Source organism: Streptomyces sp. NPDC053542 (assembly GCF_044544685.1).
GTDB lineage: Bacteria > Actinomycetota > Actinomycetes > Streptomycetales > Streptomycetaceae > Streptomyces.
Genome location: NZ_JBITXL010000011.1, coordinates 330,028 through 345,146 on the forward strand (window position 1 = coordinate 330,028; position 15,119 = coordinate 345,146).

Sequence of the window (15,119 nt, forward strand, 5' to 3'; positions counted from 1 at the left end):
GTGAAAGAGCGGAGCGGCGCGAGCCCGGATTTCCAGGGGTGCCGTCGCTGCGGTCGGGGGTGCCGGGTTTTCTTCCGGGCCCACCGGTCCACGGGGTACCAGGCTATCAGCGACAGAGCGTGGTCGCGCCCGCCCGCGCGGGGCGGAATGCCTCGCTCCCCGTATACGGCCCCCGACGTGACGCAGGCCACCCGTTCGGCCGAGTCTCGGGAAGCGGAGCGTCGCGCGGATGTCACGTGCGCGTCGTATCCTGCTCGGGCACTCGCATCGGGCCATCCGGAACGGCATCACCCCCAACCGAATTACCGGACCAGCAGCCCGGCGGGGTTTTCAATGGGCAGGACGGAAGATCTACACGTCCCACGGGGGGCGTCACCCCAGTTCGAACGGGAGATGTACTACGTGGCCGGGCGCATCGAGGACTACGCACTGATCGGCGACATGCAGACCGCCGCACTCGTCTGCCGGGACGGCACGGTCGACTGGCTGTGCCTGCCCCGGTTCGACTCGCCCGCGGTCTTCGCCGGCCTCCTCGGCACCGAGGAGCACGGCTTCTGGCGGCTGGGCCCGGCCGCGGAAGCGGAAGGCGAAGCGGAGGCGGTTTCCCCCGCCTCCGACCGGCGGCGTTACCGCGGTGACTCCCTGATCCTGGAATCGGAGTGGGACACCCCCGACGGCACGGTCCGGCTGATCGACTTCATGCCGCCGCGCGACGGTGCGCCGCAGCTCATCCGCATCGTGGAAGGCGTCAGCGGCAAGGTCGCGATGCGCTCCTCGCTGCGGATGCGGTTCTCCTACGGCTGGGTGGTGCCGTGGGTGCACCAGGTCGACGGCCGCACGGCCGCGGTCGCGGGCCCGGACTCGGTGTGGTTCGACACCACGGCCGAGACCCACGGCGAGGACCTGACCACCTACTCGGACTTCACCGTCGAGGCCGGGCAGCGGATCGCCTTCACGATGAGCTGGCAGCCCTCGCATCACGAACAGCCCCCGCTCCCCGAGCCGGAGAACGCGCTCACGGCCACCGAGGACTTCTGGCGCGAGTGGGTCGAGCAGTGCACGTACCACGGTCCCTACCGCGACGCGGTGGTCCGCTCGCTGATCACGCTGAAGGCGCTGACGTACGCGCCGACCGGCGGCATCGTCGCGGCCCCCACCACCTCCCTCCCCGAGGACATCGGCGGCTCCCGCAACTGGGACTACCGCTTCACCTGGCTCCGGGACGCCGCGATCACCCTCTCCTCCCTCCTGCGCACGGGATACCGCGAGGAGGCCCGCGCCTGGCGCGAGTGGCTGCTGCGCGCGGTGGCGGGCGACCCGGAGAACCTGCAGATCATGTACGGCATCGCGGGCGAGCGCGAGCTCGGCGAGAACGAGCTGACCTGGCTGCCGGGGTACGAGAACTCCAAGCCGGTCCGGGTCGGCAACGGCGCCGCCGACCAGCTCCAGCTGGACGTGTACGGCGAGGTCATCGAGGCGCTGCACCTCGCCCACATGACCGGGCTGGCCCGCAACGACTATGCCTCGCTGCTCCAGCTGAAGCTGATCCGCTGGGTGGAGAAGCACTGGGACGAGCCGGACGAGGGCATCTGGGAGGTCCGCGGGCCGCGCCGGCACTTCGTCCACTCCAAGGTCATGACCTGGGTCGCGGTGGACCGCACCATCAAGCTGATGGAGTCCGGGGACGTCGAGGGCCCGCTGGAGGAGTGGAAGGAGCTGCGCGACACGATCCACCGGGACGTGTGCGAGAAGGGCTACGACCCGGAGCGGAACACCTTCACCCAGTCCTACGGCTCCAAGGAGCTGGACGCCTCGCTGCTGCTCATCCCGCAGATGGGCTTCCTGCCGCCGGACGACAAGCGCGTCATCGGCACGATCGAGGCGATCCAGCGCGAGCTGGCCACGCCGGACGGCTTCATCCTGCGCTACCCGACCTCCGCCGACGCCGAGACGGCGAACCTGGACGGTCTGGAGGGCGACGAGGGCGCGTTCCTGGCCTGCTCGTTCTGGCTCGCGGACGACCTGGCGATGATCGGCCGCGTGGAAGAGGCCCGCAAGCTCTTCGAGAAGCTCCTCTCGCTCCGCAACGACCTGGGCCTGCTGGCCGAGGAGTGGGACTCCAAGGCCGGCCGCCAGGTCGGCAACTTCCCCCAGGCGTTCAGCCACGTTCCGCTGATCGACACGGCCCTGCGGCTGACGGCGAGCGGGGCGTACGGGGGCTGAGCCGCCCCCGGTACGCCCCTGCGGCGGGTCCGGCCGTCAGAACGGCGTCAGCGTCAGCCTGATCCGGCTGGGCGCGCCGTCCTCGATGTACGAGGCGAAGCCGGCGACGTCGTCGAAGGCGAAGCCGTACGCCTTGCCGTCCTGGGCGGCCTCGTGCATCACCCTGGCGTAGTGGTTGGCGAGCCGCTGCTGGTAGAAGGCGGCGGGGTCGGTGGTGGGCTGCTCGGCGTGCGAGGTGAGGGTGGCGCGGTTCAGCGCGGCGCCCAGGATCGCGGCGACCGGGCCCGTCGTCCCGTCGTTGGGCGCGGCGAGGGTGCCGTCGCAGAAGAGCACGTCGCGGGTGCTGGGCTTGCTGAACGAGACGCTCGCCGGGCCGGTGAAGGAGAGCTTGTCCCCGGCGACCCGGCCGGTGAAGGTGCCCGCGTTGGTGGTCACCTTCAGGTCCTTGGCCGCGTACGCCGACCACGCCTCGTCGATGGCCGGGGCGAGGTAGTCCTTCGCGAACCGGCCGCTGTCCAGGCCGTGGCCGGGGGCGATGACCCGCTTGTCGTCGACGACCAGGTCGCCGAAGCCCTCGGTGCCGGCGAGGGCCGAGAAGATCTTCGCCCGGGCGCCGTCCTTGAGCAGCCCGGCCGTCTGGTCCTTCGCCCCGGTCAGCCGGATCGCCAGCGGCACGCTGAACATGTCGACCATGGTGGTGTTGCAGTACATGCCACCGTCGTTGTACGTGAACTCCGCGCAGTCGTGCAGGACTCCGAAGTTGGGGTCGGAGTCCACCCAGCCGGCCGGGTAGGCCAGCGCCGCCTTGCCGTTGCCGTCCTCGACGGCCTTGAACTTCAGCTTGGAGCCGAGCGCGGTGTAGATCCTTCCGGACATCTTCGGCAGCGTCAGGGTGGTGGTGCCGCTCGCGGCGAGCGGGATGGCGTAGTCGGTGAAGCCGTCGGAGCCGTTGTCGGAGACGGCGACGGGCTTCAGTTCTCCTTCGGGGGTGACGCGGACCTGCTGGGTGCCGTCGTTGCCGACGATGTAGACCCAGACAGATGAATTGCCGAACTCCCCGGAGTCGTTGGCGATTTCCAGGGGGAGCCCGGCGGCCTTCGTACGGCCGGGTGCGCCGCTGGCGTGTCCGGCGAGGGCGAATCCGGTACCGACGGCGCCCGCGGCGAGGCCGCCTAGCAGGGTGCGACGAGAGATCACGAGATGGCTCCTTGTGGGGGGTGGGTGAGAGCGCTCTCAAATGAAGTAGGGTCACCCTGCCCACTTCCGGCGGTACCGTCAACCCATCGCGGAGAAGAAGGAGTTCGACATGTCCGTGCCCGGCGGTCCCCGGCCGACCCTGGAGGCGGTGGCCGCGCTGGCCGGCGTCTCCCGCGCCACCGTCTCCCGTGTCGTCAACGGCGGCCCCGGCGTCCGCGCCGAGATCCGCGAGAAGGTCCGGCAGGCGGTCGCCGAGCTCGGGTACGTCCCCAACATCGCCGCGCGCTCGCTCGTCACCCGCCGCACCGGCGCCGTCGCCGTGGTCATCGCCGAGCCCGAGACCCGGGTGTTCTCCGACCCCTTCTTCGCCCAGCAGCTGCGCGGCATCGGCCGCGAACTGGCCGCCGCCGACACCCAGTTGCTGCTGATGATGGTGGAGAGCGACCGCGACCACGCGCGCATCGGCCGCTATCTCTCGGGCGGGCACGTCGACGGCGCGCTGATGTTCTCGCTGCACCGCACCGATCCGCTGCCCGCGATGGCCGCGGACTCGGGGCTGCCCACGGTCTTCGGCGGGCGGCCCCACTGGCCGGCCGACGGCCCCGCCGGTGACCGCCCGCTGTACGTCGACACCGACAACCGCGACGGCGCCCGGCAGGCGGTCACCCACCTGGTCAACCGCGGCCGGCGGCGGATCGCCGTGATCACCGGCCCGCTGGACCAGACCTCGGCCCAGGACCGGCTGGACGGCTACCGCGACGCGCTGACCGGCCCCGACACCCCGCCCGTGGACGAACGGCTGATCGCGGACGGCTCCTTCACGGCGGAGGGCGGCGAGCGGGCCATGGCCGCGCTGCTCGACGCCGTACCGGACCTGGACGCCGTCTTCGCCTGCTCGGACCTGATGGCCACGGGCGCGCTGCGCACGCTGCGGGCGCGCGGCCTGCGGGTGCCGGCGGACGTCGCGGTGGTCGGCTACGACGACCTCGCCCCGGCGGCCTGGGCGGACCCGCCGCTGACCACGGTCCGCCAGGACGTGCAGGAGATGGGCCGGCTGATGGCCCGGCTGCTCCTGGACCGGCTGGCGGCGGACGACGGCGCGCATCTCTCCCCCGTCGTCACGCCCGCCACCCTCGTCGTCCGCGAATCCGCCTGACCGGTCGTGTCAGGTCACCTCCGCGATCACCTCACGCGCCGCCCGCTCGCCCTCCGTGGCCCCGCCGTTCATGAACCCCTGGAAGTCGTACGAGGTGTGCTCGCCGCCGAGGTGCACATTGCCCTGCCGGACGCCCTCGTACCCCGCGTACCTGTGCAGATAGCCCACCGGCCAGTACGAGTACGCGCCCAGGGCGTACGGATTGCGGTGCCAGGCGGAGAGCTGGGCCCGGCCGGTCCAGACGGCCTTCGTGCCGGGGAAGAAGCGCTCGATGCCGGTGAGCCGACGCTGAGCGAGATCCCGTACGTACGGATCGGATTCGGTGGAGAAGGGCCCGGCGGGAGTGAGCGCGTGGGCGAGGCTGCCGCCGCCGTACTGGATGAGGATGCCGCCGGTGCCCGGCTGGGCCTTGGTGGTGTCCCAGGTCTGCTGGACGTCCAGGTCGGTGAAGCAGTCGCCCGCGCTGACGCCCGGCCAGGCGCCGCTGCCGCGCCAGGGGCGGGCGGAGAACTGCATGTTGAGCTTGGTGCAGTACCCCATCCGGGCATCGCGGAGCAGGTTTGTCATGCGGGTGTCGAAGCCGGCCTTGGTGAGGTCGAGGTTCTGGAGGACGGGCAGCGGGACGGTCAGGATCGTGTGGTCGGCGGTGACCGTGCGGGTGCTGCCGCCGTCGTCGAAGGTCAGGGTCTGGCTGCCGTCGGAGTTCCGCGCGACGGCCGTCAGGGACCAGCCCCTCCGCAGCGTCCCGGCGGGCAGCGCGGCCGCGATGGCCTTCGGGAGCTGATCATTGCCGCCGGTGATGTGGTACCGCTCGTCCGACAGCCCCCAGACGTTGAACTTCCCCGGGTTGGGCTGGTAGCCCATGAGCAGCACGAGGGCGAGTGCGGACTGGTCGGTGGTGTCGGCGCCGTACTCGACGTTGTAGGCCACGTCGATGAACTGCCCGAGGCGCGAGGCGTAGCCGCCGGGCACCCGGGAGTCGATCCATTCCCGTATCGACATGTTGTCCAGGGCCGTGCCCTCGGGCGTGGTCTGGTTCCAGGTGACCTCCCCGGCCTTCTGGAGGTCGGTGCGCAGCGCCTGGTAGACGCCCTTGAAGTCCTCGTCCGCCTGCGCGCGCGGGTAGTAGGCGCCGTCGAACCAGAGGACTTCCTCGGCGCCGTTGGGGCCCGCGCCGAGGAAGTCCTCCAGGGGCAGGCCGAAGCGGCGGCAGAGTTCCTGCATCTTCTTGTGCTCGGTGTCGATCAGCTCGCCGCCGATCTCGGAGGTCTGGCCGTACGCCCAGTGGTCGCGCTGGCTGTACATCCGGCCGCCGACCCGGTCGGGGTCCGCCTCGTACAGCGTGCAGGGCAGTCCGGCGTCCTGGAGGGTGAGCGCCGCGGTCAGTCCCGCGATGCCCGCGCCGACGACGGCGATCCGGGGCGCGGCGGCGGACCGCGGCGGGCGCGCGGGCTGCGCGGCCGCGGTCGTGGCGGGGGTGGCGAGCGCGACGCCGAGTCCCAGCGCGCCCGCGCGCGCCAGGAGTTCGCGCCGGTCCAGCCCTCGTACGTCGGCGGCGGACATCCGGAGTCTTCGTGCCGCCGCGTGCTCGGCGGCGAGGCGGCGCAGTGCGTGCATTGCGTGCGTACGGGCCATGTGGGCCTCCTCAGAGTGTGGGGTTCTCCGCGTCGCGCTCGGCCGCGTCCTCCAGAACGATCCGGCCGATGATCTCGTAGCGTTCGGGCCGCCTGGCCTTGAGGTACAGGGCCAGGCCGAGGCCCCCGAAGAAGACCAGGCCGACGATCCAGGGGATGAGCCGGAAGAAGAGCGAGTCGGCCGCGTCACCGGCCGCGGTCCGCATGTTGACCAGCAACAGGACGACCACGGCGGTCATCCCGACGCCGCCGAGCAGCGGTGCGGTGAACGTGCGGAACCAGTGCCGGTCCTCGGGGTGGTGGCGCCGGAAGTAGCCGATGACGGCGAAGGAGCAGAGGGTCTGCACGATGAGGATCGCCATCGTGCCGAGGATCGCGAGCAGCGTGTAGAGGTGGATGTAGGGGTCCTGGCCGGTCAGCCAGAAGGCGGCGACGAGCGCGACGGCGAGCGCGGTCTGCACGTACGAGGCGAAGTACGGGGAGCCGTGCCGGGGGTGCGTACGGCCCAGGCCGCGGTGGAGGAAACCCTCGCGCCCGATGGCGTACAGATAGCGCGCGGCGCACTGGTGGAAGGCCATGCCGCAGGCGAACGATCCGGTGAGCAGCAGCCATTGGAAGGCGTCGACGGCCCAGCCGCCGAGGAAGGTGCGGGTGGGCGCGAAGAAGAGGTCCAGCGGGGTGCCGGAAGAGGCGATCCGCACCGACTCCGCCAGGCCGTTCCCGGAGATCGTCATCCAGGACACGAAGATGTAGAACAGGCCGACGCCGATGACGGAGACGAGCGTGGCGCGCGGGATGACGCGCTTGGGGTCGCGGGACTCCTCGCCGTACATCGCGGTGGACTCGAAGCCGACCCAGGACCAGAAGGCGAAGAAGAGGCCGAGCCCGGCGGAGGTGCCGGTGAAGGCGTTGGCGGGGTTGACGGGCGCCGCGGGGATGCCGTCCGGGCCGCCGCCGGCCAGCAGCACGGCGAGCGAGACGGCGAAGAGCACGGCGATCTCGGCGACGAGCATGACGCCCAGCGCCTTGGCGGTCAGATGGATGTCGAAGTGCGCGAGCACGGCGGTGACCGCGAGCATCGCGCCCGCGTACAGCGGCCAGGGCAGGTCGGCGCCGAGTTGGTCGGCCACGGTGGTCTTCGCGAAGTACGCGAAGACGCCGACGATCGACGCCTCGAAGACGATGTACGCGAGGACGGCGAGCATCCCGGAGGCCATGCCGGCGACCCGGCCCAGGCCGTGCGAGATGAAGCCGTAGAAGGCGCCGGCGGCGGTGATGCGGCGGGCCATGGCGACATAGCCGACGGAGAAGACGGTCAGGACGGCGGTGGCGAAGAGGTAGCCGGCCGGGGCGCCGATGCCGTTGCCGGCGCCGACCGCGATCGGGAGGTTGCCGGTCATCGCGGTGATGGGCGCGGCGGTCGCGACCGCCATGAAGACGACGCCGACCAGGCCGACGGAGCCGGCCTTGAGCCGGTCGACGCCCTGGTCCGGGCCCTCCTGTGCCGACGCCGGCATTTCTGTTCTGGACATGCCACCCCTTGTTCCGGCCGGTACCCCGTGCACACGGCCTGTGGAGCCGACAGCCTGGCGCGGTGTGACCGCCGCCACAACCGACAACGGCGCCGGTTTTGGCGCGGCTGGGCCGACGAGGTGTCGGGGCGCGGGGCGACGGATTCCGTGGCGGCGGGCGGCGGGAACGGGGCGGCCTGCCCGCTGACCAGGCTCCCGTGGCGGCAGGCAGCCGTTCCTGCGGGTAGCGTTCGGCGCCATGGGGTCGGAAGCGATGATCGAGGCCGAGATCACGGTACGCAGGGCGCTGGAGCTGCCCGCGCTGCGGCGCGGGCTGCCGGAAGTGATCACCGGCGAGGACGGGCTGGACCGCTCGGTCCGCTGGGTGCACGCCGGCGAGGTGCCGAACATCGCCTCGCTGCTCAAGGGCGGCGAGCTGCTGCTGACCACGGGGCTGGGCCTGGGGGCCCGCCCCTCGGAGCAGCGCGCCTTCGTCCGCAAGCTCGCCGAGCGCGGGATCGCCGCGCTCGTCGTGGAGCTGGGCGCCCGCTTCGAGTCGCTGCCCACCGCCCTGGTCGACAGCGCCCGCGCCTGCGGCCTGCCGCTGATCCAGCTGCACCGCGAGGTGCCGTACGTCTCGGTCACCGAGGAGATCCACACCGAGATCGTCAACAGCCACTACACGCTGATGCGCCGCGCCGACGAGGTGCTGCGCCGCTGTACGGACGTCCTGCTGCGCGGCGGCGGCGCCCCCGAAGTGCTGCGCCTGCTGGCCGCGTTCACCGGCAACCCGCTCTGTCTGGAGGCCCCGGACGGCAGTCCGCTGTACGCCGCGGGCCCGGACGACGGCGGCGCGGCCGACGCCGATCCGCTCCAGGCGTGGGAGGGCCTGCGCGAGAAGGGGCTGCGGGTGGACGTGCCCGGCGGCGGCCACGGCCCCGACGCCGTACGGGCCCGGCTCGTCCTGCTGCCCGTCAACGCCGCCGTCGCGCCCGTCCACCGCATCGCCGCCGAACGCGCCGCCGACCTCCTCGCCGTCGTCATGCTCCAGTCCCGGCAGGAGGAGGGACTCGCGGCGCGCGGCCGCGGCGACTTCCTCGCCGACCTCGCCGAGGGCCGGATCTCCGCCGCCGAAGCGCCGGGCCAGGCCCGGCTGCTGGGCTTCCGGCCCGGTACGGCGGCGCTCCTCCCGGTGGTCATGCGGCTGCCGTCCGGACTGCCCACGGCGGCCGGCTGGGCGCTCCTCGCCCAGGCGCTGCGCGAGGAACTCGCCGCGCTGGGGACGCCCGTACTGCTCGGCGTGCGCCCCGTGGAGGGCCGCGTTCCGCTGCTGGCCGGTCTGCGCGAGGGGCAGGACCGGGAGGGCGCGGCGGACCGGATCGCGGAGGCGCTGCGGGCCGGCGTCGCACGGGCCGGGCTGGACCGCCCGGCGGCGCAGCGCCCGGTGGTCGTGGTCGGCGCGGCCGGCGACTGGGCGGCGACGGGGCCCGGGCTGCGGCACGCCGCCGAGGCGGCCGCGGCTGCCCAGGGGCTGGAGCCGCGGCTCTGGTACGACGCCCGCCGCCTGGACATCGAACTCCTCCTGTGGCGGATGCGCGAGCACGGCGAGGAGGGCATGCTCGCCGACTTCGTGGAGCGCGCGATCGGCCCGCTGCTGGCCCACGACCGCACCGCGCGCCAGCCGCTGCTGCCCACCCTGGAGGCGTACCTCGCCAGCGCCGGGCGCAAGGCCGAGACCTCCCGCGACCTGAACGTCAACCGCCAGACCCTGTACGACCGCCTCGCCCGCATCTCCCAGCTGCTCGGCACGGACCTGGACGACCCGGGGACCGTACTGGGGCTGCGGCTGGCCCTGCACGCGCGACGGCATACGGAGCGGGGCTAGCGGTACGGGACAAGGCTGGGCGTGGCGGGGTTTAGGACGGGGCGAAGACCGTGCCCGCCAGGAGGACGTGGAGCGCGGTGCCGCCCAGGATGCTGAGGACCGCGTTGCGCCGCCAGAAGTGCAGGGCGAGGGTCGCGGCCAGGGCCGGGCCGATGGGCAGCGCGTCCGGCGGGGTGAGGTCGCGGAGGGTGTAGACGGTGAGGATCACCATGACGCCGACCGGCATCCGCGCACTGAGGTAGTGGACGGCGGCGCTGGCCCGCAGCGGGGCGAGGACGGCGAACGGCAGGGCGCGCAGCGCCCAGGTGACGGCGGCGGAGACGGCCACCGCGGCGATCACGTAGGAAGTGTCAGGCACGGGTCGCCTCCTTCGTCTTCGTCCTCGTCGCCAGCGCGTGGCGGGCCAGCAGGCCGGCGGTGAACAGCCCCAGGGCGGCCGGCAGCATCTCCCCCGGCACGGCGAACCGGGCCACCAGCGCGCAGACCAGGGCCAGTACGGGCGTGGGGATGTCGCGCCGGGCCCGGTAGGCGTCGACGGCCAGCACGACGAACAGCGCGGTCAGCGCGAAGTCCAGCCCGGTCAGCCGGGCGGGCACCACGGCGCCGAGGAGGGCCCCGGCGGTGCCCCCGGCGACCCAGTACAGCTGGCACAGCGCCTGCAGCCACACGATCCGCCGGCCGCTCCAGGTCCGCGCGGCCTCTCCGGTGGTCAGCGCGTACGCCTCGTCGGTCAGCGCGAAGACGCTGTAGCCCTTGCCGAGACGGCTCCCGACCCGGTGCAGCGGGAAGGACAGGGCGTAGAAGACGTGCCGGAAGTTGACCAGGAACGCGGTCAGCGCGACCTGCGCCAGCGGGGTGGTGGCGACGACGAGGCCGATGAGCAGGAACTCCAGCGACCCGGCGTAGACGACAGCGGTGAAGGCCGTGGCCCACCACCAGTCCAGGCCCGCATGCACGACCAGCACCCCCAGCGCGATCCCGAGGGGGAACAGGGCCAGCCCGACCGTACTGGAGTCCGTGAGCGCCGCCCGGAAGTCGGACGGCTGCCGGGCAGGCGGCGGAGGTGCGGAGTGGCGGCCGATCGTGCCGGCGGGTGCCGGCGCCGGTGAAGCAGTCATACCGGTAATTTTAGGTTCGTCTGCGCGTAATATGGTTGCCGCTTATTCTCAGATCAAGGGATGCTGAGCAATATGAGCACCATGGACAGCCTTGATCGCGAAATTCTGTTTCAGCTGCGTCAGGACGGCCGGCTGACCAACGTCGAGCTGGCCAAGAGGGTCGGCCTCACCCCGCCGCCGTGCCTGCGCCGGGTCAAGCGCCTGGAGGACGCCGGGATCATCACCGGCTACCGGGCCCGTATCGACCCCGCGGCCGCCGGGCGCGGCTTCGAGGTCATGGTCTCCCTGGAGATCAGCGTGAATGACCTGCGGACCGTCGAGGAACTGGAGACCGCGATCTCCTCGTACGACGAGGTCGTCGAGTTCCACCGGCTCTTCGGGCGGCCCGACTACCTCGTCCGGGTGGCCGTCGAGGACCAGGCCGCCTTCGAGACGTTCCTGACCACCAAGGTCATGGGACTGCGCGCCGTCGCCCGGGTCGACTCGCACCTGATCATGAAGAAGATCAAGACCGACGACTGACGACGACGGAAATGCCGCGGGCCGCTCAGCCCTGACGCTGCGCCAGCTCGTCGTACACGCTCAGGACCTGGGCGACCGTGTCGTCCTCGGTGGGCCAGCCGGCCGCCTGGGCGCGTCCGGCGTCGGCGAGGGCGGCCCGCCGGGCCGGATCGTCGAGCAATCCCACGACCGTGCGGGCGAGGGCCGGGGCATCGCCGTAGGGGACCAGTTCGGCGGCCCGGCCGACCAGTTCGCGAGTGCCGCCGGTGTCCGTGGCGACCAGCGGGACGCCGCCGCGCAGCGCCTCCTGGGCGAGTACCGAGCGGGCCTCCCAGCGCCCCGCCACGAGCACCAGGTCGGCGGCGGCGAGCAGCCCGGGGACGTCCTCGCGCCGGCCGAGCAGCCGCACCGGCAGCCCTTCCGCGTCGATCCGCTGCTGCAGCGCGGGCCGCAGCGGCCCCTCCCCCGCGACGACGAGCAGCGGCTGCGGGTCCAGGCCGCACCAGCCGTGCGCGGCGTCCAGCAGCACGTCGTGCCCCTGGTGCGCGTCCAGCCGGCCGACGGCGAGCAGCAACGGGCGGCCGAGCGCGCCCAGTTCGGCCCGCCGTTTCTCGCGCCGTCCGAGCTCCCGCGCGTACTCCTCCTCGCTGCGCGGACGCGGCCCCGCCGGGGGCGCAAGGCGCGCGTCGCGGGCGCCCCGCTCGCGGGCCCTGCGCACCAGTTCGGCGCACGAGCCCAGGACGACCGCCGAGGCCCGCGCCACCCGGCGCTCCAGCAGCCGCGTCACCTGCGCCCGCGCGCCCTCGCTGTGCACCTTGGTGTGCCAGGTGACGACGAGGGGGACGCGCCTGGCGCGCAGCGCGAGGGAGGCCCGCAGCCCGGCGTGCAGCCCGTGCGCGTGGACGAGGTCGGCGTCCGCGCAGGCGGCGCGGAGCGCGGCGATGCTCCCGGGGTCCGTGCGTGGCGGGATCCGTTCGAACCCCGCGCCCACCTCCGTGAAGCCGTAGGCGTCCTCGGCGTCGGGCGCCGCGCAGACCGTCACCCGCACCCCGCGCGCGACGAGCCCCGCCGACAGCGCGTGCACATGGGCCGCGCTGCCGGCGCTGCCTCGGCCCAGCACCTGGACCGTGCGCAACGGCGACGGTGCGGACGGCGGGGTGGGTGTGCTGCTCACGAGTGCGTCGGGCTCCTGGGTCGGCGTGGTCCGGTGGGGCGCGATACGCCCAGCATGCCAGCCCGCGCCGTCCGTGCGGCGCCGATGACAAGCCGTTGTGCTGCGGCTGCGCGGCCGGGGCCCGCCGGGACCACTCACACGGGTGATCATGCCCTCCGCCGGTCCCGGCCCCCGCACGCTATCCCGTGAGGACGCCCCCCGCCGCGGCGCGGCTGACACCCTCCCCCGAGGCCGCGGCGGCGGTCAGCGCGGCGGCGTGGGCCAGCAGCCCGGCCCGGCCGTTGGCCGCGACGACCGCGAGACCGAGAGCGGCGCCCAGGGCGTGCGCCCCCGTGTCGCCGAGCATGGTGCGCTCCCCGAGGTCGTCGGCGAGCAGTGCCGCCGCCGCGCCCACCGGAGCGGCCGCGAGCGCCGCGCCCGGCCCGCTGCGCAGCAGTCCCGGGGCGCCGAGCACGAGGACCGCGGCGGCCGCCCGGCCCGGGCGCACGTCCACCAGGTTCACCAGGTGGGCCGAGCCCGCGATCACCACGCCCGCCAGGACCTTGTCCGCCGGACGGTCCTTCAGCAGCGCGCCCGCCGCGAGCCCGGCGGCGCCGATACCGAAGAGCTTGACCGCGCCGCTGGTGAGCTCGCCCCGCCGCAGGGCGGACAGGTGCGCCCGGAAGCCGCGCCGGTCATCACCCGCGCCCGCCACGTCGTCGTACGCGCCGCAGCCGCCCGCCGCCAGGACGGCCAGCGTGCCCGCGGTACGGGCCCGGCCGGGCAGCCCGGGCGCGGCCGCGACGGCGGCCGCCGCTCCCAGGGCGGCCGCGGGCCCGGCGTACAGGTCGACGCCGCGGCCCGCGTGGTTCTTGCGCTGCCACGGCCCGTCGCCGCCCGGCGGCCGCCGCCGCAGCCCCTCGTACGCGGCGCGGGCCACCCCGGCCGCCGTCAGCAGCCCCGTGAGCCGCGTCCGCAGGGCGCCGCTCACCGGCCCGACCTCGCGGTCTCCAGCAGCTCCTCGGCGTGCGCGCGCGCCGTCTCGGAGTCCTCCTGGCCCGCGAGCATGCGGGAGAGTTCGCGGATGCGGTCCTCGCCCTCCAGGACCGTGACACCGCTTCGGGTGACCGAGCCGTCGTTGGTCTTCTCGACCAGCAGCTGGCGGTCGGCGAACGCGGCGACCTGCGGGAGGTGGGTGACGACCACGACCTGGGCCGAGCGGGCCAGCCGGGCGAGGCGGCGGCCGACCTCGACCGCGGCCTTGCCGCCGACGCCGGCGTCCACCTCGTCGAAGAGGTAGGTCGGTACGGGATCGGAGCCGGCGAAGACCACCTCGATGCCGAGCATCACCCGGGAGAGCTCACCGCCGGAGGCGCCCTTGTTGATCGGCCGGGGCTGCGCGCCGGGGTGCGGGGCCAGCAGCAGCTCGACCTCGTCGGCGCCGGCCGGCCCGTAGGCCACGTTCCGGCCGCCGACCTGCACGCCGTCCGCGTCCTCGGCCACCTCGGTCTGCCGGATCTCCACGCTCACCCGGGCATGCGGCATGGCCAGTTCGGCGAGCTCGGTGGTGACGGCCGCGGCGAACCGCTCGGCCGACGCCGTGCGCGCGTCGGTCAGCGCCTGCGCCAGCTCGCCCAGTTCGGCGCGGAGCGCGTCGCGCTCGGCGGTCAGCTCGCCGATCCGGTCGTCGTCGCCCTCCAGCTCGGCGAGGCGCGCGGCGCTGTCCTCGGCCCAGGCCAGCACGGCCGCGATGTCCTCGCCGTACTTGCGGGTGAGCCCGGTGAGCGCGGCCCGCCGCTCCTCGACGGCCGCCAGCCGCAGCGGGTCGGCGTCCAGCCCGTCCGCGTAACTGGCCAGCTCGCCCGCCACGTCGGACATCAGGATGCCGATCTCGCCGAGCCGGTCGGTGAGCCCGGCCAGCGCCGCGTCGTGGCTGCGTACCGCCTCCAGCGCCCGGTGCGCCCCGGCGACCAGGGTCGTCGCCTCGATGCCCTCCGGGTCCTCGGGATTGCCCGCGAGCGCCGCGTGCGCCGCGGTCGCGGCGGAGGCCAGGGCCTCGGCGTGGCCGAGCCGCTCGGCCTCGGCGGCCAGCTCGGCGTCCTCGCCGGCCTGCGGCTCGACGGCGGCGATCTCCTCCAGGCCGAAGCGGAGCAGATCCGCCTCCTGGGCGCGCTCGCGCGCCTTGGTGGTCAGCTCCTCCAGCTCGGTGGCCACGTCGCGGAGCCTGCGGTAGGCGGCGGTGTACTTCTCCAGGGGGACGGCGACGGCGTCCCCGGCATAACGGTCCAGGGCCTGGCGCTGCCGGGCGGGCCGCAGCAGCCCCTGCTGGTCGGTCTGGCCGTGCACGGCCACCAGGTCGTCCGCCAACTCCCCCAGCAGGCCGACCGGTACGGACCGCCCGCCGACGTGCGCCCGTGAGCGGCCCTCGGCGGAGACGGTACGGCTGATCAGCAGCGCCCCGTCGTCCAGCTCGGCACCGGCCTCCTCGGCGCGGACCGCCGCCGGCGCGTCGGGACCGACCGTGATGCGGCCCTCCACGACGGCCGCCTTGGCGCCGATCCGTACCAGTGCGGGGTCGGCGCGCCCGCCGAGCAGCAGGCCGAGACTGGTCACGACCATGGTCTTGCCCGCGCCCGTCTCGCCCGTCACCGCCGTGAAACCGGGGGACAGCTCGACGACGGCATCATCGATGACGCCCAGGGACCGGATCCGCATCTCCTCCAACACGGATACGACCATAC

General features: G+C 73.7%; 12 protein-coding genes. 4 read left to right on the forward strand and 8 right to left on the reverse strand.

From position 1 onward, the window contains the following. Window positions 1-393: 393 nt before the first annotated feature. Complete coding sequence (locus ACIGXO_RS29085; RefSeq protein ID WP_399792670.1) at window positions 394-2,223, forward strand: glycoside hydrolase family 15 protein; 1,830 nt, start codon at window positions 394-396, stop codon at window positions 2,221-2,223. 36 nt (window positions 2,224-2,259) lie between these two features. On the opposite strand, the gene ACIGXO_RS29090 is transcribed toward ACIGXO_RS29085, so the two are convergent. Further along, the gene (locus ACIGXO_RS29090; protein WP_399792672.1) at window positions 2,260-3,420 is read right to left on the reverse strand and encodes a beta-1,3-glucanase family protein; all 1,161 of its coding nucleotides are present in this window, start codon (window positions 3,418-3,420) and stop codon (window positions 2,260-2,262) included. A gap of 109 nt (window positions 3,421-3,529) precedes the next feature. Here ACIGXO_RS29090 and ACIGXO_RS29095 point away from each other — a divergent pair, with 109 nt between their 5' ends. After that, window positions 3,530-4,576, forward strand: coding sequence for a LacI family DNA-binding transcriptional regulator (locus ACIGXO_RS29095; protein WP_399792674.1), 1,047 nt, complete (start codon window positions 3,530-3,532; stop codon window positions 4,574-4,576). 9 nt (window positions 4,577-4,585) lie between these two features. Here the strand turns inward: ACIGXO_RS29095 and ACIGXO_RS29100 are convergent, their stop codons facing one another. Next, window positions 4,586-6,211: a flavin monoamine oxidase family protein gene (locus ACIGXO_RS29100; protein ID WP_399792676.1), complete on the reverse strand. Its 1,626-nt coding sequence runs from the start codon at window positions 6,209-6,211 to the stop codon at window positions 4,586-4,588. Window positions 6,212-6,221: 10 nt separating this feature from the next. Next, entirely contained in the window at window positions 6,222-7,742 is a 1,521-nt protein-coding gene (locus ACIGXO_RS29105; protein ID WP_399792678.1) for an APC family permease, read from the reverse strand. 238 nt (window positions 7,743-7,980) lie between these two features. Here ACIGXO_RS29105 and ACIGXO_RS29110 point away from each other — a divergent pair, with 238 nt between their 5' ends. Continuing rightward, window positions 7,981-9,606: a PucR family transcriptional regulator gene (locus tag ACIGXO_RS29110; protein ID WP_399792680.1), complete on the forward strand. Its 1,626-nt coding sequence runs from the start codon at window positions 7,981-7,983 to the stop codon at window positions 9,604-9,606. A 31-nt stretch (window positions 9,607-9,637) separates the two neighbouring features. Here the strand turns inward: ACIGXO_RS29110 and ACIGXO_RS29115 are convergent, their stop codons facing one another. Both ACIGXO_RS29115 and ACIGXO_RS29120 read right to left on the reverse strand, forming a co-directional pair. Then, window positions 9,638-9,964 (reverse strand): branched-chain amino acid transporter permease, encoded by a 327-nt coding sequence (locus ACIGXO_RS29115; RefSeq protein ID WP_399792683.1) that lies wholly within the window; start codon window positions 9,962-9,964, stop codon window positions 9,638-9,640. Continuing rightward, the gene (locus ACIGXO_RS29120) at window positions 9,957-10,724 is read right to left on the reverse strand and encodes an AzlC family ABC transporter permease (protein ID WP_399792685.1); all 768 of its coding nucleotides are present in this window, start codon (window positions 10,722-10,724) and stop codon (window positions 9,957-9,959) included. The genes ACIGXO_RS29115 and ACIGXO_RS29120 overlap by 8 nt, the downstream gene beginning before the upstream one ends. Window positions 10,725-10,805: 81 nt before the next feature. Between ACIGXO_RS29120 and ACIGXO_RS29125 the strand changes: the two genes are divergently transcribed. Beyond that, the gene (locus tag ACIGXO_RS29125; protein WP_399792687.1) at window positions 10,806-11,246 is read left to right on the forward strand and encodes an Lrp/AsnC family transcriptional regulator; all 441 of its coding nucleotides are present in this window, start codon (window positions 10,806-10,808) and stop codon (window positions 11,244-11,246) included. 25 nt (window positions 11,247-11,271) lie between these two features. Here the strand turns inward: ACIGXO_RS29125 and ACIGXO_RS29130 are convergent, their stop codons facing one another. The 3 genes from ACIGXO_RS29130 to recN all read right to left on the reverse strand — a co-directional run bounded on the left by ACIGXO_RS29130 (window position 11,272) and on the right by recN (window position 15,117). Beyond that, window positions 11,272-12,399 (reverse strand): glycosyltransferase family 4 protein, encoded by a 1,128-nt coding sequence (locus ACIGXO_RS29130; RefSeq protein WP_399792689.1) that lies wholly within the window; start codon window positions 12,397-12,399, stop codon window positions 11,272-11,274. Between the two features lie 178 nt (window positions 12,400-12,577). After that, complete coding sequence (locus ACIGXO_RS29135; protein ID WP_399792691.1) at window positions 12,578-13,369, reverse strand: hypothetical protein; 792 nt, start codon at window positions 13,367-13,369, stop codon at window positions 12,578-12,580. After that, on the reverse strand, window positions 13,366-15,117 hold the full coding sequence (gene recN, locus ACIGXO_RS29140; protein ID WP_399792693.1) for a DNA repair protein RecN: 1,752 nt from the start codon (window positions 15,115-15,117) through the stop codon (window positions 13,366-13,368). The genes ACIGXO_RS29135 and recN overlap by 4 nt, the downstream gene beginning before the upstream one ends. Window positions 15,118-15,119: the final 2 nt, after the last annotated feature.